The 16,537-nt window shown below is 64.4% G+C and carries 17 protein-coding genes and 1 riboswitch; of the genes, 7 read left to right on the top strand and 10 right to left on the bottom strand.

All coding sequences use genetic code 11. From position 1 onward, the window contains the following. Both HWE17_RS20120 and HWE17_RS20125 read right to left on the bottom strand, forming a co-directional pair. Positions 1 to 1,307, bottom strand: a 1,307-nt coding sequence (locus HWE17_RS20120; protein WP_176389977.1) for an amino acid adenylation domain-containing protein, incomplete at its 3' end; no start/stop codon positions are given. Beyond that, positions 1,285 to 2,502 (bottom strand): thioesterase domain-containing protein, encoded by a 1,218-nt coding sequence (locus tag HWE17_RS20125; RefSeq protein ID WP_176389978.1) that lies wholly within the window; start codon positions 2,500 to 2,502, stop codon positions 1,285 to 1,287. The genes HWE17_RS20125 and HWE17_RS20120, both read right to left, overlap by 23 nt. Positions 2,503 to 2,678: 176 nt before the next feature. Between HWE17_RS20125 and HWE17_RS20130 the strand changes: the two genes are divergently transcribed. Both HWE17_RS20130 and HWE17_RS20135 read left to right on the top strand, forming a co-directional pair. Beyond that, positions 2,679 to 4,256 carry a hypothetical protein gene (locus HWE17_RS20130; protein ID WP_176389979.1) on the top strand — a complete coding sequence of 526 codons (1,578 nt, stop codon included), beginning with the start codon at positions 2,679 to 2,681 and terminating at the stop codon, positions 4,254 to 4,256. Further along, positions 4,253 to 4,975 carry an SDR family oxidoreductase gene (locus HWE17_RS20135; protein WP_176389980.1) on the top strand — a complete coding sequence of 241 codons (723 nt, stop codon included), beginning with the start codon at positions 4,253 to 4,255 and terminating at the stop codon, positions 4,973 to 4,975. Before HWE17_RS20130 ends, HWE17_RS20135 begins: the two co-directional genes overlap by 4 nt. Before the next feature lie 7 nt (positions 4,976 to 4,982). Here the strand turns inward: HWE17_RS20135 and HWE17_RS20140 are convergent, their stop codons facing one another. From HWE17_RS20140 to HWE17_RS20155, 4 genes are all read right to left on the bottom strand, one after another. Continuing rightward, complete coding sequence (locus tag HWE17_RS20140; RefSeq protein ID WP_176389981.1) at positions 4,983 to 5,777, bottom strand: 4'-phosphopantetheinyl transferase; 795 nt, start codon at positions 5,775 to 5,777, stop codon at positions 4,983 to 4,985. A 345-nt stretch (positions 5,778 to 6,122) separates the two neighbouring features. Further along, positions 6,123 to 6,614: a hypothetical protein gene (locus HWE17_RS20145; protein ID WP_176389982.1), complete on the bottom strand. Its 492-nt coding sequence runs from the start codon at positions 6,612 to 6,614 to the stop codon at positions 6,123 to 6,125. 99 nt (positions 6,615 to 6,713) lie between these two features. Next, a complete protein-coding gene (locus tag HWE17_RS20150) occupies positions 6,714 to 7,328 on the bottom strand; it encodes a bifunctional 2-polyprenyl-6-hydroxyphenol methylase/3-demethylubiquinol 3-O-methyltransferase UbiG (protein WP_176389983.1) in 615 nt (204 codons plus the stop codon). 40 nt (positions 7,329 to 7,368) lie between these two features. Next, positions 7,369 to 8,004: a TetR/AcrR family transcriptional regulator gene (locus HWE17_RS20155; RefSeq protein WP_176389984.1), complete on the bottom strand. Its 636-nt coding sequence runs from the start codon at positions 8,002 to 8,004 to the stop codon at positions 7,369 to 7,371. Between the two features lie 67 nt (positions 8,005 to 8,071). On the opposite strand from HWE17_RS20155, the gene HWE17_RS20160 reads away from it, so the two are divergent. The 3 genes from HWE17_RS20160 (at position 8,072) to HWE17_RS20170 (ending at position 9,824) form a co-directional block, all read left to right on the top strand. Then, positions 8,072 to 8,590, top strand: coding sequence for a DUF2867 domain-containing protein (locus HWE17_RS20160; protein WP_255206328.1), 519 nt, complete (start codon positions 8,072 to 8,074; stop codon positions 8,588 to 8,590). A gap of 74 nt (positions 8,591 to 8,664) precedes the next feature. Then, positions 8,665 to 9,276 (top strand): nicotinamide riboside transporter PnuC, encoded by a 612-nt coding sequence (gene pnuC, locus HWE17_RS20165; protein WP_176389985.1) that lies wholly within the window; start codon positions 8,665 to 8,667, stop codon positions 9,274 to 9,276. Then, positions 9,276 to 9,824, top strand: coding sequence for an AAA family ATPase (locus HWE17_RS20170; RefSeq protein ID WP_176390029.1), 549 nt, complete (start codon positions 9,276 to 9,278; stop codon positions 9,822 to 9,824). Before pnuC ends, HWE17_RS20170 begins: the two co-directional genes overlap by 1 nt. Here HWE17_RS20170 and HWE17_RS20175 read toward each other — a convergent pair. Further along, complete coding sequence (locus tag HWE17_RS20175; protein WP_176389986.1) at positions 9,821 to 11,968, bottom strand: TonB-dependent siderophore receptor; 2,148 nt, start codon at positions 11,966 to 11,968, stop codon at positions 9,821 to 9,823. The two genes, HWE17_RS20170 and HWE17_RS20175, sit on opposite strands and share 4 nt — an antisense overlap. An 85-nt stretch (positions 11,969 to 12,053) precedes the next feature. After that, positions 12,054 to 12,151, bottom strand: a riboswitch (TPP riboswitch). Between the two features lie 67 nt (positions 12,152 to 12,218). Further along, complete coding sequence (locus tag HWE17_RS20180; protein WP_035820398.1) at positions 12,219 to 13,376, bottom strand: iron-containing alcohol dehydrogenase; 1,158 nt, start codon at positions 13,374 to 13,376, stop codon at positions 12,219 to 12,221. A gap of 141 nt (positions 13,377 to 13,517) precedes the next feature. Here HWE17_RS20180 and HWE17_RS20185 point away from each other — a divergent pair, with 141 nt between their 5' ends. Then, positions 13,518 to 13,823, top strand: coding sequence for a hypothetical protein (locus tag HWE17_RS20185; protein ID WP_255206329.1), 306 nt, complete (start codon positions 13,518 to 13,520; stop codon positions 13,821 to 13,823). A 93-nt stretch (positions 13,824 to 13,916) separates the two neighbouring features. After that, positions 13,917 to 14,396: an Imm26 family immunity protein gene (locus HWE17_RS20190; protein WP_176389988.1), complete on the top strand. Its 480-nt coding sequence runs from the start codon at positions 13,917 to 13,919 to the stop codon at positions 14,394 to 14,396. A 44-nt stretch (positions 14,397 to 14,440) separates the two neighbouring features. Here the strand turns inward: HWE17_RS20190 and HWE17_RS20195 are convergent, their stop codons facing one another. Both HWE17_RS20195 and ompR read right to left on the bottom strand, forming a co-directional pair. Then, positions 14,441 to 15,799, bottom strand: coding sequence for a sensor histidine kinase (locus HWE17_RS20195; RefSeq protein WP_176389989.1), 1,359 nt, complete (start codon positions 15,797 to 15,799; stop codon positions 14,441 to 14,443). Between the two features lie 13 nt (positions 15,800 to 15,812). Further along, positions 15,813 to 16,514, bottom strand: coding sequence for a two-component system response regulator OmpR (ompR, locus tag HWE17_RS20200; RefSeq protein ID WP_223278807.1), 702 nt, complete (start codon positions 16,512 to 16,514; stop codon positions 15,813 to 15,815). Positions 16,515 to 16,537 lie beyond the last annotated feature (23 nt).

Here is a 16,537-nt window from a genome sequence, read left to right on the forward strand (position 1 = left end):
GAATCGAGCAGCGTGGCCTCGATTTCCGCCAGTTCGACGCGCTGGCCGTTGACCTTGACCTGGTCATCGACGCGGCCGATGCAATGCAGCTCGCCGTCGGCGTCGACGCGGCAGACGTCGCCGGTCAGGTAGAGGCGCTGGTACAGCTGCGGCGCTTCCGGCTCCGGCAGCGGATTGGCGATGAATTTGCGCGCCGTTTCGGCCGCATCGTTGACATAACCGTTGGCCAGCGCGGCGCCACTGATGCACAGCTCGCCTTCGAGGAAGGGACTGAGCCGATGCACCCGGCCTTCCCCGTCGCGCAGGTAAAAGCGCGTGTGCGGCACCGGCTCGCCTATCGGCAGCGAATCGGCGGGCTGGCCGTCGTAGCGCCAGGCGCTGGCCATGATGGTCGCTTCCGTGGGGCCGTAGACGTTGTAGATGCCGGCCGCCGGCAGCAGCGCGGTGGCGCGTGCCGCCAGCGCCGGCCGGAAGACCTCGCCGCCGACGCACATCGCGCGCATCGAGGTGCAGCGCTCCACGCCCGGCGTTTGCAGGATCAGGGTGAGCATGGTGGGCACCGTGGTCATGTGGGTCGCCTGGTGGCGCTCGATGGCGTCGACGATGCGGTCGCCGTCGATGTTGCGCTCGCCGCCGAGGAAGGCGATGCGGGCGCCGACCATCAGCGGCGCCATCAATTCATGCATTGATGGATCGAAGCACGGATGTATGCTTTGCAGCCAGCAGTCGCCGGCCGTGACGTTCAGGTAGCGCACGATCCAGCTGAAATGGTTGTAGGCGGCGGCGTGCGAGACGGCGACGCCTTTGGGCTGGCCCGTCGAGCCGGAGGTGAAGATGATGTACAGCGGCGCCGTCACCGGCACCAGCGGCGCCATGTCGGCGTCGGACAGGTCGCGGGCAGCGAGCTCGGCTTGCGCGCACGGCAGCACGTTCAGCGTGGTCTCGGCCGCCATGCGGCGCTCGCTCAGCGCCGTCAGCAGCAGGCGCACACCGGCCTGTTGCGCGATGCGCTGCAGGCGCTCGGTGGGGCATTCGATATCCAAGGGCACGTACACGGCGCCGCACTTGGCCAGCGCCAGCAACAGCAGCGAACGGCTTGGCTCATGCGCGCTGCAGACGGCGACGCTGTCCATCGGCCGCACCTGATGCACCGTTTGCAGCAGCCGCGCCAGGCGGTTGGCGCGTGCATTGAGTTCGCCATACGACACGCTGCCGGCGGCCGAGCACAGGGCTGGCAGCGCGGGTGTCAGGCGGGCCTGGCGCTCGACCAGCTGATGGGGATATTCAGGAGTGTAAGGAGTGGTCATGGTTGGATTCTCGGTGCGTTTGTATCAGTTGGGCCAGGCTGCCGGCATGGGGCTCGGCCAGCATGGAAAAATGGTTGCCTGGCACTTCGATGCCGGGCTGGCGGTGCGCCATGGCCGCCGCGTTCCAGCTGGCGATGAAAGGCTGGCGGGCATGCAGGCGCAGGCAGCTGGCGCCGTCGGCGCCGCCCGGCGTCGGCCGGTAGCGCTGCAGCAGGGCCAGGCAGGCGTGGCGGTTGCTTAACACTTCGTCGATGCGGCCCTTGGGCATGCGCTGCGCGATGCGCGCGGCCAGTTCATCGGCATCCATGTGTCCTGTGACCTGCTGCTCGGTCATCTCGGGATGCAGGGCCAGATACAGGGTCAGCATTTCGTTGCCGGCGTCGCTCTGGCGGTCGCGCGCGGCCATGGCCAGCGACGGATCCAGCAGCACCACCTGGTCGACCTGCTTGCCGACGCTGCGCAATATCGTCGCCATTTCGGCAGCGACGATGGCGCCGAAGGAATGGCCGCCGATGCGGTAGGTCGCCGCGGGCGGGCCGCTCAGCATGCGCCTGACGTAGTGCGCCGCCAGGGCCTGTATGCTTGGCTGGCGGCGCCCGGCCTGGCGCAGGTTGAACGCGAACACGCGGCAATCCAGGCGGGCGGCTAGGGCTGCGAAGGGCGCCGCGCTGCCGTCGGCGCCATGCACCAGGTACAGCGCCGGCTGCGGCTTGGCGGCAGGCGGCAGGCCCAGCGCGCGCGACAGTTCGACCAGCGATTCGGCCTCCAGCGTCTGCGCCAGCGTGGCGGCGGCCTGTTGCCAGGCCTGTTGCAGCGCCTCTCCGCCGGGCGCGCCGCGGATGCTCCAGTCGTCGGAGGGCATCGGATCGCACGGCGCCAGTATCACGCTGCGCTGGGGCGTGCGCACTTCGATCCTGGCCAGCGTCAATGCCTGCGCGGGACGGCCGGGGGCGCTGCCCGCCGCCGGCGCTTCGCAGGCGTCGAGCAGTTGCCGCAGCCAGGCCGAGGCGTCGTCGCCGGCCGGCGTCAAGGGCAGTCCCGCCCAGTGCAGCAATATTTGCGTGCGTTGTCCGTAGATGTGCTGGCAGGCGTGCAGCAGGGCCGCCAGCAGGCTGAGTTGCACCGGCAGGCCGTACAGCCGCGCCATGTGCTGACGCAGTTGTTGCAGGGTGTCGCGTGAAGATGGAGGACTCATGCGGGGATCCAGTGTAGTAGGGGCGGTTGGAGCGGGCCATTGGACTACAGATGGGTTCCCCGTATAACTGGAGGAAATGACAGTTTCGGCGCAGGGGAGAGATTTCTATACTTGTCCGCGATTCGCCCGCCGGCTGCTGCCTGCAGCCCTGACCTTGTCGCCCTATGAGGAATTTAATGGAAACCCCAACCGTCTCCGCCACGCAAGCCATTCTGGACGATGTGCGCGCGTATTTGCAGAGCAAAAGTAATTTGCCGGTCACCGAGGAACACGCCACCACCAAGCTGCTGGCCAAGTCCTTTGACGAAGAGGAAATCCGCCATCGCCGTGCCGCATTCGCCACGAATGGCGAGATCGACTGTACTGCCGTGCTGGCCAACTACGAGTTATTGCATGGCATTAAGTACCTGGATCGCCTGATCAACAATAGCGGCCATGCGGTGCCGGCCCGCGCGGCCATCGCCATCTTCCGTGGCGCCGAGATTTGCCTGAATAATCTGGTGGTGCTGGCGCGCCGCATCACGGACGACGTCAAGCGCGGCCACATCGCCGACGCGTCGCTGAAGATCGGCTGGGCCAATCGTTTCCACGAAACCCTGTACAGCCTGTCCCAGTTGCTGGTGCAGGTGGACCAGGGCGGCCAGCAGGGCGACAGCATCAGCATCCGCGATTCGGTCGTCTTCCAGGATTATCTGGTGCAGGCCGCGCGCATGCACGCCATCCTGCGGGCCGAGGCCACCGAGCAGTACAGCGATCTGGGCGACAAGGATCTCGACGATCCGCAGCGTTTTGTCTTCTTCCACAGCTTCGTCAACAGCAATTACGAGTCGATCTGGCTCAGCGCCATGGAGCAGGTGCGCCTGCCCGGCGTGCGGCGCGAGGCGGGCGAGGACGCTGGCGTGTTCTATCAGCGCCTGATTCAAAATGATGAAGTGCGCGAAGCGGTCAACTGCGTCGACCTCAAGGATCCGACCTGCCTGATGCAATTTCGCGCCTATCACCAGATCAGCGAAGTGCTGGTGGGCCTGGTCAATGAAGTGTCCAGTGAGATCATCGTTGCCTTGCTGGGCAATGAGCAAGCCACGTTCGGCACGCATGCGCGCTCGCTGGCGCTGTGCAGCAAGCTGCTGCAAGTGGTGACCGACAACATCCGTCCCATCGTCCGCACGCTCAGCCCGAAAGCGTATTTCGCCATCCGCCCGGCGCTCGGCATCACCAGCGGCTCGCATTCGCACAACTTGCGCAAGGGCTTGTTCCTGACGATTTATCCGTCGCTGGTCAAAGCCCTGCGCCTGCAACTGGCGGCGATGGATGAACAGCTGGCAGGCGACGACGAGCGGCTGCAGCAGATCGTGCTGGCGTTGCTGCAGCAGCACGGCGACCCGCGCGCCGACATACTGCGCCAGGTGGTGTATATGCATCAATACGTGCGCACCTGGCGCGACGAGCACATGCAGTTCGTCAAGACGCAGATCGGCGTCAGCCCCGAGGACATGACACCTACCGCGTCGATTTCGGGCGCCGAGAACGCCGCGGTGACGGCCAACGGTTTCCGCCAGGCGCACAAGAACGATCCGATTGCTCCGCTGTACCAGGCCCTGCTCGGCAAGCTGCCCGTGCCGCCGCTGCCTATCGTGCAAAAGGGCGGCTTCGACGAATACATGGCGCATTTCACCGCCAATGCGGTCAAGGAAATGTATGCCGACGTGCAGGATCGCGCCCAGCGCAAACGTCCGGCCAGGATGGCCAGTTGAGCCGCCCGCTCGTCGTGGTGAGCGGCGCCGGTTCCGGGATCGGCGCGGCGGTGGCGCGGCAGTTCAGCGCCGCCGGCCATCCGCTGCTGCTGATCGGCCGCCGCAAGGCGGCACTGGAGGCGCTGGACTTGCCGCAGTCCATCTGTGCCGCGCTGGACGTGGCCGATGCGCAGGCAGTCCAGGAAGCCGTGCGCCAGGCGGAGCAGCGCCATGGCACCGTCGACTGCCTGGTCAACAGCGCGGGCATCATGCGGCTGGCCGCGGCCGCCGGGCAGGACGCGGCGGAGTTTGCCGAGATGCTCAATACCAACGTCGTCGGCAGCGTCAACCTGGTTCAGAGTGTGTTGCCAGGCATGCTGCGCCAGCGGCGCGGCACGGTCTTCAATGTCAGCTCGATTGCCGGCCGCCAGGCGTTTCCCATGCATGCCGGCTATTGCGCTTCCAAATTTGCCGTCCACGGCTATACGGCGGCGCTGGGGCTGGACATGGCTGAGCACAACATCCGCGTCAGCACCGTCTCGCCCGGCGTGGTCGATACGCCCCTGTTGCGCAGCACGACCTCGGCGTCCGCCCGCGCCATGTTCGAGGAGTGGCTGGGCACGCTCGACTCCCTGCTGGCTCCGGAAGATGTGGCCGGCATCATCGCGTTTGCCTACCAGCTGCCGCAGAGCGTGTGCATGCGCGAAATATTCGTCACGTCCACGTCGCAGGGATCCTAGCCAGGAATCACACCCATCCGCGCCAGCCGCAGTGCGTGATGACGGTGTGCGCATCGAGCAAGTCGTAATCTACGGAAAACCGGGCGCTGGCGTGCAGACGCGGCGACAGCGTCTGGTTGATCCGAAACGTCAGGGTGCGCCGGGCTTCGTCGAATGCGGTCAGTGTCACGGCGGTAAAGTCGAAATAGTAGCCGACCGTGGGAAAGGCGGCCTTGAAAAAACTTTCCTTGGCGGAAAACACCACCGTCATCAAAAACTCCAGAGGGTTTACGCTGTTGAGCTGATGCAGCAGGGCCAGCTCGGGCAGGCCGATCGCCGTGCTCAGCAAGGCTTCGCGCATCTCCGCGCCGACCACCGCTTCAATGTCGATGCCGATGGCTTCGTGCCGCTGCGCCGGCAAGGCCACCGCAGCGGCATAGCCGCCGCCGTGGCTGATGCTGCCGACCACGCCGGCTGGCCACAAGGGCTGGCGCGAGGCGCCGGTGCCGATCTGCGCGTCGGCGATGCCGAGGCGCGCCAGCGCGGTGCGCGCTGCCAGCCGGCCGAAAAAATACTCCGCTTGCCGTTTTGGCACGCTGCGCGCGATGGCGGCGGGCAGGGCGATGTCATGCGCATGGAAGGCGGCGCTCTGGAATGGATAGGGCTGGAAATGCAGGACGGTGATCTGCAGCGCAGGCGCCATGCCGTCCTCTGCCTGGTGGATGAATGGCAGGGGCAGGGGGGGCAGCCCTTGCCGCGGGGCTTCATCGCTGGCCGGCAAGCGCCCGGACAGCATGTCAACGCTCGCTTCTGCACGCTTCATCGTCGCCGTTCTATACATTGAGATGGGCATAGATTACCCGATTCCTGCCATCGTGCAAGGTCATTGCTCACGATGGACGACCCGCTTGCCGCAGCGCGTCGCTGGCAGTGCTGGGCGCCTCCCCCTTCAAGGATCAGGCATTGTCAGCTTTTGCCTTCAACGCCGGTCCCTTTCGCTGAGCTTTGACACGAACGCGTGCATGGAAGCCGACGTGCCGGCAATTGGCCAGCTGTGCCATGCTTTCGAGCAAATCAGGACTTGCGCGCGCTTCCCGACCGTGGTCAAGCAAGTCGATGCCGGTACGGATGAAGAGGAGCGGCTGCCCGATCAGTTGCCTGCCGCATGCTATATCAGGGCTTGCCAGGCTCTGACTTCTTCGTCCGTCAGCACCGGCCCCCAGCCGCCGCGCAGCGCCGCATCGTGCTGCGCATAGTGCGCAAGCTGCGGCACGGCCACATCGTGCCTGGCACAGATGGCAAGGACGGCTTCCAGCTGCCGCCGGCTGGCCGCAAGATCGTCGCCATACCAGCTACAGGCGCTCGTTTCCAGCACATGCTGAACAAGTTCCTCCAGCGTGCCGAGCAGATGCCTGGGGATGGCCATGCGGATGTCATCCGGCCAGGGATCGCCCATGCCGTTCACGGCCAGTGAAGCAAAGCCGCGTTCCCAGGCCGCAAAATCCCCAGGCGCGAGCTGTGCCACTTTCCACACGTGTTCGGTGAACGCGGACAGGGCGGGATGGTCAAGGGCATGCTGCTGGCAAAAGCGTTGCAAACAGGTGAGCGCAATGCATTGTCTTGCAATCACGGAGAGCGTGTCTATCGATATATTGTGCATAAATATTGTGCATAAATTGACGGCGTTTCAAAAATAATGGCTAGATTCGGCTGACTGCGCGCCGTGCCAACTCCCTGGCGCATGCTGCTTCAGCTTGAATCATTTCTCAAAAACAAGCCAGGACCAGCTCACCCCCGCCTGGCGATTCTGCAGTTGCACGGATGGCGCCTGCGTATGCAGCATCACTTTGAGCTGATGCCGCATTGCGAGCTCTGCCGTTTCACTGGCGGATACATCAAAGATGCGACGGCCTTCAGGGGCTGGTCCATGCCTCAGGGACATGACGAGCATTGCGCCGGGCTTGAGCAATATGCTGATATTGCCCATCGCCTCCATTCTTTCTTCCGCTGCCAGATGCATCCAGACGGCCGCGACGACAATCAGGTCATACCTGGTTTGGCGCGCGCCTATCGCAGACAGGGCGGGCAGGCTATCGTTCACCCATTCGATGTTGGCCGGGGCGTGCGCCTTCATGCCCGCTGCGCGGAATGCGGCAACGGGCTCAAGCGCGACCACTGTGTGCCCCAGGCTTGCCAGGCACGCCGCGTCGCCGCCTGTCCCGGCGCCGATGTCGAGCACGCTGCTTGCTCGCGTCGGCAAGAGATGAGCAACGGGGCGGTACTTCTCCAGGAAGGCAACGCTGTCGTATCGGGCGATGAGCTGCCCTGCATTGTCTGCATAGCCCTCGGTGCCCGGGACAGTGGATGGTTCCATGGGATGTTGCATGATCAGCCGGTGCATCTGGCGATGGCCGTCATTGCTGTTCTCCCGCTTGCTGATGCGCCTGCCGCAACGCCTCCACCGGCAACTGGAAAAAGCGCGGCACCATCGCGGGCGATAAATCGTCGCCGCCGTCCGCCATGGCCAGGCGGCCGCTCAGCAGCAGCATCACGTAGCCATGGCCCAGCGACCAGCCGGCGCTGGCGGCGGCCTTGTCCCAGCGCGCATCGAGGCCCGCTTCGCGCACGGCCGCGCCGGCCGTCTGCAGCACGTACTGGAAGCACGCCTGCGCCGCTTCCAGCAGGGCGGGGAACTGGCGCACGTCCTGGTGCTCGAACATCAGCCGGTAGTGGGCCGGTGCGGCCAGGGCGAATTCGATGTATTGCTGGCCCAGCAGCTGAAAACGCTGCTCGGAGGGCAGGCTGCCCTGCGGCGGCAGTTCTGCCTCCCACTTGGCGATCAGGCTGGCGAAGCCGGCCGCCGCCACGTCGGCCAGCAAGGCTTCCTTGCTGGGGAAGTGGCGGTACACGGCGGCGATCGACACGCCCACCGTGCGCGCCAGTTCGCGCAGCGAGAGGGTGGCGTCGTGCTGCTGCGCCAGTTGCGCGATGGTGGCGGCGACCAGGGTGTCGCGCAGGTTGCCGTGATGGTAAGTACTTGGGCTTGTCATTCTATGTTATCGCTGTTCACATTGTCGTGTATGATGCTCATGTTATCACTGAACACATGGAGAGCACATGCAAGAGATGAGCAACGTGGTACGCGCCGTGGCCATGCCGCCCGGCGCCAGCATCGCCCCTTTGTACCCGGGCAGCCACCTGGCCGACGCGTACGCCGTCGACCTGCCGACCGCGCAGGCGCGCCAGATGGACATGGAAAGCCTGGCGCGCATCCTGCTGGGCAGCCAGCCGGGCTGGGCGCGCAAGCTGATGGTGGTGCGCGACGCCATCGTGGCGCGCTTCGGCATCCGTACGGCCAGGCAGATGGAAGCGCGGCCAGGCAAGCGCATCGGCATCTTCCGCATCTTTGCCGTCAGCGACGATGAAATCATCGTGGGCGAGGATGACAGCCACCTGGACTTCCGCCTGTCGGTGCTGCGCCACCGGGACGCGGGGCCGCATGGCAGCATCACCATGTCCAGCGTCGTGCATTGCCATAATGCGGTGGGACGCGCCTACATCCTGGTGATCCGGCCTTTCCACAAGCTGATCGTGCAGCGTTCGCTGGCGCGCGCCGTCAAGGGCGGCTTCGCCTAAGCGCTCTGAGCGGGCAATCTTGCTTATTCAGGGCTGGTATTGCATACTGCACCACCAGCCTCATCACGATTCCCATGAACGATACGCTTCTCCTGCTGGGTTTTGCCACCACGCCGCTTGAACTGATTTCCTTTGTCCTGGCATTGACAACCGTTGCGCTGAACATCCGCCAGAATCACTGGGCGTGGCTGTTCGCCATCATTTCCTCGGCCGCCTACGGTTTTGTGTTTTTCGAGTCGCGCCTGTATGGCGACATGGCCTTGCAATTGCTGTTCATCAGCGTCTCGTTCTGGGGCTGGTACCAGTGGCTGCATCCGGCCAGCGGCGGCAAGGTCCTGCCAGTCACGCGCCTCGATGGCCGCGGCTGGATGGCTTGCGCCGCAGGCTGGCTGGTCGGCTTCCTGCTGATCGCCTGGCTGCTGACGACGACGGACACGGACGTGCCGCATGCGGACGGTTTCCTCACGGCAGGCAGCCTGGTGGGGCAGTTCCTGCTGTCGCGCAAGAAACTGGAAAACTGGATCGCCTGGATCGTCGTCGACGTGCTGTATGTGTGGCTGTACCTGCACAAGGGCCTGACCCTGACGGCCGTGCTGTATGCCTTCTTCGTCGTGATGGCCATCATCGGCTTGCTGGCGTGGAGAAAGTCGGCACCGGCCGCGCCGAGCGCGATGGTCCTCAAGTGATGGAGCGTTGCGTGCGCGTGGCGATCCTGGGCGCGGAATCGTCGGGCAAGTCGACCCTGGCGGCCGCCCTGGCCGAGCGCTACGGCAGCGTCTGGGTACCGGAATACTTGCGCGAATTCGTCGAGACGCAGGGCAGGGTGCCCGTTGCGGCCGACCAGTATGGCATCGCGCGCACGCAAGTTGAGCGCGAAGCGGCAGCCGCCGCGCAAGCCCGTCACTTCCTGTTTTGCGATACGACGCCGTTGATGACGGTGGTCTACAGCCGCCATTATTTCCATGGCGCCGATGCGCCGCTGGCGGCGCTGGCCGATGCCACGCAGTACGATCTGACGCTGGTGACGGCGCCCGACAGCCCGTGGGTGGCCGACGGCTTGCAGCGTGAGTCGGAAGCCGTGCGCCAGCTGATCTACCGCTACCTGCTCGACGAGCTCGACGCGCGCGGCATCGCCTACCACGTGCTGCACGACAGCCTGGAGGCGCGCCTGGCACAGGCGGCGCCTTTGCTGCAGCAGGCGCTAGCTGCAGCGCCTGCCATTTCCCTCACTTAAAAGTCGAACTGCGCCGAGACCTTGAATGTGCGGCTGGCGCCCGGATACAGATAGCCGTCCGATTCCGGCGTCACGTCGCGCCAGTAGAACTTGTCGGCCACGTTGTTGACGCTGGCGCGCAGCACGGCGCGCGTGCCGGCGATGCGCGTGGCGTACGCGGCGCCCAGGTTGAACACGTTGTACGACGGCACGAAGGTCGTGTTGCTGTACTCAAACGCTTTCTTGCCCGCATATTCCCAGCTGCCATTCACGCTCAAGCCCGCCACCTGTTGCACGGCGTAATCCGCATGCACGGCTGCCTTGAAGGCCGGCACGTTGGGCACGCGCTTGCCATCGAGGTCCGCATTGCCCGTGCCTGACTGCTGGCTGTTCAGGGCTGTCACGGAGGCGCCCAGGCTCAGGTTGGACGATGCCTTGCCCTGGGCCGACAATTCCAGGCCACGGTGCTGGGCCTGGCCTTCGCGCACGAAGTAGCCTGCGGTATTCTGGAATTCCAGGCCCTTGCGGATCTGGAACAGGCTGGCCGCCACCATGAAGTCCGGCGTTACATCCATTTTCACGCCGAGTTCGATCTGCTTCGAACGGCTGGGCGACAATTCCACGTTGGCGTTCTCCGCCTTGCGGTCGGCCGTGCCGCCATGTTCCATGCCCTGCGAATAGGCCGCATACACGGACAGATTGTCGAGCGGGGTGTAGACGAGCGAGACGTTCGGCAGCAGGAAGTCATGCTTGGCGCGGATTTCCGTGTCGGCCTTCAGCACATACTGGTAGCCGTCGACATTGATATGGCGCAAGCCGCCATGCAGCTTCCAGTTTTGGGCCAGGCTGACGATATCCTGCACGAAGACGGAGTTTTCCGTATCCTTGCGCACCAGGCGCACGGGGCCTTGCACGCCCGTCGACATGTCGACGATCTGCGGGCGGTAGATGTTGCTCACGCCAGCCCAGTCGTACACGTACAGGCCGGCGCGGTCCTTGCGGCGGAAGGTCGAGACGCCGGCCGTGAATTCATGGCGCAGGGAGCCGGTGGCGAACTTGCCCTGGATCATGGCTTGCGCGCTCAGCGGTTTTTTCGTTTCGCCCAGGCTGCGGTAGTCATACACGTCGTAGTCGCCATTGCCGCAAAAGCCAGGGTACAGGTCTTGCGCGCTGCAGCCGTAAGGGAAGGCCGTGTAGTCGTCGCGCTTGAACGAGTGCTGGTTGGCCGACACGGTGGCGCGCCAGTCGTCATTGAAGGCGTACTGGAAGCGCAGGCCGATATTGCTGGTGACGGTTTCCACGGGACGCGTCCACGGCTGCAAGTTGAGCATGGCGTCGGCGCTGATGCCGGTCGGCAAGGTCGTGTTATTCAGCAGCTGGAAGCCGGGCGCCGTCGCCTGCGCCTTGTCCTGGTAGTCGGCATCGAGTTGCAGCAGCGCTTGCGGCGAGATTTGCCAGTCAAAGGCGCCGGAAATGAACTTGCGGTTGCCATCCGCGCCCTTGATGTAGGAGCGCAGGCGCTCGGCCGCCACGTTGACGCGGTAGCCGAAGCGCGTGTCTTCCAGGCGGCCGCCCAGGTCGACGGCGCCATACAGGGTGCCACGCTCGCGCGTTTCCACGGTGACGGTGCGCAATGGCGCGGCGGTCGGGCGCTTGACGATGAAGTCGATCACGCCGCCCGGCGCGGCCACGCCTGCCTGCAATCCGGCCAGGCCTTTCAATACTTCGATGCGTTCCTTGTTTTCCAACGGAATTTGCGTGTCACCGGGGATCGCCACGCCATCCTTGCGGTAGCTGGAGTTCGTATCGAGCTTGAAGCCCCGGATGGTGAACTGTTCCGCATAGCCGACGGCGTTGTACGATTCATTGATGCTGGCGTCGAGCTTGACGGCGTCGCTGAGGTTGCGGATCTGCAGATCTTGTATTTCTTTCTGCCCGATGACGGTGACGGACGCCGGCGTCTGCAGCAGCGGCGCGTCGGAAAAACCGCCGACGGAGGCGCGTCTGGCGGCCGGCGCCTTGCTGGCCGTGACGACGACTTCGGCCATGCTTTGCGCCTGCGGGTCGACGGCTTCGGCGGTGTCATTCGCGGCCAGGGCGGGTACGGCAAACGCGTGCAGGATCGCCAGGGTCAATACAGAAACAGATAAATTCGGTGTGGACATAGATTGCTCGTGGTTCAAGCCGACTCGGTAAAGAGCACGGCAGGCTGCTTGTTCGGCTGGCGCCAACGCAGGAGCTATCAAAGGAGGGAGGTACTTTGCGCTTTCCTTCGCTGGCATTATCCAGATCAGGTACGAAGGGTATCTCTCACCCGGATGACTGCTCCAGGACCCCTAGCGAACTGACAGCTTAGCATGAACCACGGCCAGCTGTCCCACCCGGCTGACCGTTTTACAACAGTGTGTATGGAATCTACAGGCTCAGTTCCAGCACCTTGCGGCTGACGGCGGGCGTCACTTCACGCTGTTCGCCCAGCGCCGTCATGCCGTGCGCGTCGAGGGCGGAGACGACGGCATCCACGCTGGCGTGATTCAGGCCATAGTCGGCCAGGCGCGTCTTGACGCCCATGTGCCGGAAGAAGAATTCCGTGCGCGCGATGGCGGCCTCGATGCGTCCATCCTCGTCACCGCCGTCGAGTCCCCACACGCGGGCCGCGTACTGCAGCAGCTTGGCGCGCTTGGCCTGCTTGCGCACGCGCAGCATGCTGGGCAGGATGATGGCCAGGGTCTGCGCGTGGTCGAGCTCGTACAAGGCCGTCAATTCGTGGCCGATGGCGTGCGTGGACCAGTCCTGCGGCACGCCCACGCCGATCAGGCCGTTCAAGGCCAGGGTGGCGCTCCACATCACGTTGGCGCGCACGTCGTAGTCGTCCGGGTGCGACAGGGCCTTCGGGCCTTCCTCGATCAGGGTCAATAAAATGCCTTCGGCGAAACGGTCCTGCACGGACGCGTTCACAGGGTAAGTCAGGTATTGCTCCATGACGTGCGCAAACGCATCGACGACGCCATTGCCCACCTGGCGCAGCGGTAATGTAAAGGTCTTCGACGGATCCAGCACGGAGAATTTCGGATACACCTTGCGGCTCATGAACGAGCGTTTTTCCTGCGTCGCCTTGCGCGTGATCACGGCCGAACCATTCATTTCGGACCCCGTGGCCGGCAGGGTCAATACGGTGCCGAAGGGCAGGGCGGCCTCGACGATCTTGCCGCCCTTGGCCAGGATGTCCCACGCCTCGCCTTCGTGCAGGGCGGCCGCGGCGATGAACTTGGTGCCATCGACCACGGAGCCGCCGCCGACGGCCAGCAGGAAATCGATGCGCTCGCTTTTCACCATGGCCACGGCCTGCATCAGGGTTTCATAGCTGGGATTGGGTTCGATGCCGGCAAATTCCAGCACCGTATGGCCGGCCAGCGCCGCCCTGACTTCATCATAGACGCCGTTCTGCCTGATGCTGCCGCCGCCATACGTCATGAGCACTCTGGCCTGCGGCGGGATCAGCGCCGTGATGGCGGCGATCTGGCCCTGGCCGAAAAGGATTTGCGTCGGATTGTAAAAGTCGAAATTGAACATGGGGCTCCTGCTGCTGGGTTTAGGCTGTTGCTGAGCCATGATTATGGCCGAACGGGTGGAAACGTGTCGTGGACGCTTGAGCTTTTCGTCCGCGCGGTGGAGAATGCAGCCGATGTCACCACTACGCGAAAAGGAATGCGCATGACCAACGTCCCACTGGAAGAATCCGGCTTGCCGGCCACCGCGCTCGACATGCACCGCGCCATCGGCGCCACCATCGCCGCGCTGCATGCGCTGGACCTGAACAGCCAGCGCTTCGAGGCGTGCACGGACCCGGAACTGCGCCGCGTGCTGGCGCATGCGGGCGACACCAGCCGCAAGGAAGCGGCCATGCTGCTCGAATGGATGCGCCGCCGCGACGCGCGCCTGGACACGGCCATGAAGGAAGCGCTGTTCAAGGCGGGGCCAATTGTTGCCCAGTATCACTATGACGAGAAAATATTGTAACTATTGGTTTGTTGTCGTGGCGTACCATGCGCCACTTTCGCCTTGCTTCGCGTAGACTGTGCCCCGAACACGATTTTGGGGGAGTTTGCAGAAATGAAATCATTACCATACCGAGAAGGCAGCTGGTTTGCCGTGCCCCTGCCGGGCGGCGGTTATGCCGTCGGCGTGGTGGCGCGCAGGGCGCCTGCCGGGCGCATCATGCTGGCGTATATGTTCGGGCCGAAGCGCGACAGCTTGCCCACGCTGGACGAGCTGGAAGGCTTGCGGCCGGGACAGGCCGTGCGCCGCCTGCGCACGGGCGACATGGCCCTGCTCAACGAGCGCTGGCCCCTGCTGGGCGACAGCCCGCACTGGAACCGCGACGACTGGCCCATGCCGGCCTTTATCCGCCGCAATGAATCCCTGCAGCGCGCCTGGCGCGCCAGCTATGCGGACGCCGATCCTGCCAAGCTGAATCGCGAGGAATCGATCCCCTTCGACACGCCGGGCATGGAAAGCGATTCCCTGTACGGCTACGGGGCGACGGAATTGCTGATGAACAAATTGCTGGTGCAGGAGCAGGCGTCGGCTTGATGACACGGGGTCAGGCCCGACGGGACTGACCCCGGCGTGTTAGCTTACGCCGCTGGCAAACTGATCTGAAACGCCAGGCCGCCGCCTTCGCGGTTGCGCACTTGCAATTCGGCGCCATGGCGCAGCAGCACGCGGTCGACGATGGCCAGGCCCAGGCCGGCGCCATTCGCCTGCCCACGCGCCGTGTCGAGGCGGGTGAACGGCTTCATCAGTTGCTCGATCTTTTCCGTCGGCACACCCGTGCCGTGGTCCTGCACTTCGATGATCACCTTTTTCGCGCCGTGGCTGGTGCGTACCTGGCAGGCGATGTCGATTTCCGTCACGTCGCTGCCCGGCGTCTTGCCATAGCGGCGCGCATTTTCGATCAGGTTGTTCAATACGCGGCGTAAATCGGTGGGGTTGCCCATCGCATGCGCGCCGTCGGCGATGCTGGCGTTGATCTTCACGTCCGGCAGGCGCATCGCTTCGCGCGTCATGTCGGTCAGCAAACCGCTGAGGTCGACGTCCGTAAAGCTCGACGCTTCCGTCGGCTTGGCATAGTCGAGGAACTGGCCGATGATGGCGTCCATCTGCCCGATATCGGACTGGATGCCTTCGCGCGCCTCGTCCGACAGGTTGGCCATTTCCACTTCCAGCTGCATGCGCGCCAGCGGCGTGCGCAAATCGTGCGAAATGCCGGCCAGAATCACGGCGCGGTCCGATTCCACCTGTTTTAAATCATCGACCATCTGGTTGAAGCTGCGGTTCGCCTCGATGATTTCAATCGGGCCCTTTTCCGGCAGCGGCGCTGGCTGCTTGCCCTTGGCGATGTCGCGCGCGGCCGCCGTCAGACGCGACAGCGGCAGATTGATCAGGCTGGAAATGATGGCCGCGCCCAGCAGGGACAGCAGCGACACCAGGCTGGCCCAGCCCAGCCACTGGAAGCCCGTCAGGCCGCGCAGGCGCTCGCGGTCCAGCATCAGCCAGTACTCGTCGTCGTCGATCTTGAAGCTGACCCAGAAGCCGGCCACCCCGTTGACGCGCGCGGAAAAGCGCGTGTCCTTGCCCAGCTTGGCCTTCACCTGCGCCTCGATCTCGGGCATCAGGTAATTGTCGGGCGGCGGCTCGATGCGGTCGTCCTCTTCCAGCGAGAAGATGCGGATGCCTTCATTGCTGACGAGGTCGAACAGCAGCTCGCGCCGCAGCTCGGGCGCCGAGTGCGTCAATGCCGCATGCGTGATGGTGACGACGGAAATGATCTGGGCGGAAATCTGCTGCGCCTGCGGCTCGCGCTGGATGACGGAAATCATGCCGATCCAGGTGATCATGCTGACGGTGGTCAAAGTACCCAGCAGCAAAAAGGTGCGCCAGAACAGGCCGCTTTTCAGCCGCGCCAGGCTGATATCGGGAACAAGCTTCATCATGCCTCGCCTGCGATCAGCGCGGCTGTCCGTCCGGAATGAAAACGTAGCCGAGGCCCCACACGGTCTGGATGAACAGCGGGCTCGACGGGTCGGGTTCGATCAGTTTGCGCAGGCGCGAGATTTGCACGTCCAGGCTGCGGTCGAACACTTCGTATTCGCGGCCGCGCGCCAGTTCCATCAATTTTTCGCGCGACAGCGGCTGGCGCGCATGGCGGGCAAACACTTTCAGCACAGAAAACTCGCCCGTCGTCAGCGGCACCGTTTCGCCATTCTTTTTGAGGGTACGTGTGCCCAGGTCCAGCACGAAGTCGCCGAACTCGAAGGTTTGCGGCGTTTCCGACGGCGCGCCGGGGATTTCATCGGGACCCTTGCGGCGCAGTACGGCGCCAATGCGGGCCACCAGCTCGCGCGGATTGAATGGTTTCGGCAGGTAATCGTCGGCACCCATTTCCAGGCCCACGATACGGTCCACGTCCTCGCCCTTGGCCGTCAGCATGATGATCGGCGTCTGGTCGCCCGCGCCGCGCAGGCGGCGGCAGATCGACAGGCCGTCTTCGCCCGGCAGCATCAGGTCGAGCACCAGCAGATCGTAGCGTTCGCGCAGCCACAGTTTGTTCATGGCCGTCGCGCTCTCTGCCGTGAAGACATTGAAGCCCTGTTCGGTCAGGTAGCGGCGCAGCAGGTCGCGCAGGCGCACATCGTCATCGACCACCATGATTTTTGCCTGGTGGCCGTGAA

The sequence above is a fragment of the Janthinobacterium sp. BJB401 genome, from assembly GCF_013372745.1.
Taxonomy (GTDB): Bacteria; Pseudomonadota; Gammaproteobacteria; order Burkholderiales; family Burkholderiaceae_D; genus Janthinobacterium; species Janthinobacterium rivuli.

Coding starts and splice junctions, on each gene's coding strand:
- HWE17_RS20125 (WP_176389978.1), bottom strand. CDS start 2,502: ATGAGTCCTCCATCTTCACGCGACACCCTGCAACAACTGCGTCAGCAC.
- HWE17_RS20130 (WP_176389979.1), top strand. CDS start 2,679: ATGGAAACCCCAACCGTCTCCGCCACGCAAGCCATTCTGGACGATGTG.
- HWE17_RS20140 (WP_176389981.1), bottom strand. CDS start 5,777: ATGAAGCGTGCAGAAGCGAGCGTTGACATGCTGTCCGGGCGCTTGCCG.
- HWE17_RS20145 (WP_176389982.1), bottom strand. CDS start 6,614: ATGCACAATATATCGATAGACACGCTCTCCGTGATTGCAAGACAATGC.
- HWE17_RS20150 (WP_176389983.1), bottom strand. CDS start 7,328: ATGGAACCATCCACTGTCCCGGGCACCGAGGGCTATGCAGACAATGCA.
- HWE17_RS20155 (WP_176389984.1), bottom strand. CDS start 8,004: ATGACAAGCCCAAGTACTTACCATCACGGCAACCTGCGCGACACCCTG.
- HWE17_RS20160 (WP_255206328.1), top strand. CDS start 8,072: ATGCAAGAGATGAGCAACGTGGTACGCGCCGTGGCCATGCCGCCCGGC.
- pnuC (WP_176389985.1), top strand. CDS start 8,665: ATGAACGATACGCTTCTCCTGCTGGGTTTTGCCACCACGCCGCTTGAA.
- HWE17_RS20170 (WP_176390029.1), top strand. CDS start 9,276: ATGGAGCGTTGCGTGCGCGTGGCGATCCTGGGCGCGGAATCGTCGGGC.
- HWE17_RS20175 (WP_176389986.1), bottom strand. CDS start 11,968: ATGTCCACACCGAATTTATCTGTTTCTGTATTGACCCTGGCGATCCTG.
- HWE17_RS20180 (WP_035820398.1), bottom strand. CDS start 13,376: ATGTTCAATTTCGACTTTTACAATCCGACGCAAATCCTTTTCGGCCAG.
- HWE17_RS20185 (WP_255206329.1), top strand. CDS start 13,518: ATGACCAACGTCCCACTGGAAGAATCCGGCTTGCCGGCCACCGCGCTC.
- HWE17_RS20190 (WP_176389988.1), top strand. CDS start 13,917: ATGAAATCATTACCATACCGAGAAGGCAGCTGGTTTGCCGTGCCCCTG.
- HWE17_RS20195 (WP_176389989.1), bottom strand. CDS start 15,799: ATGATGAAGCTTGTTCCCGATATCAGCCTGGCGCGGCTGAAAAGCGGC.
- ompR (WP_223278807.1), bottom strand. CDS start 16,514: ATGGTGGTCGATGACGATGTGCGCCTGCGCGACCTGCTGCGCCGCTAC.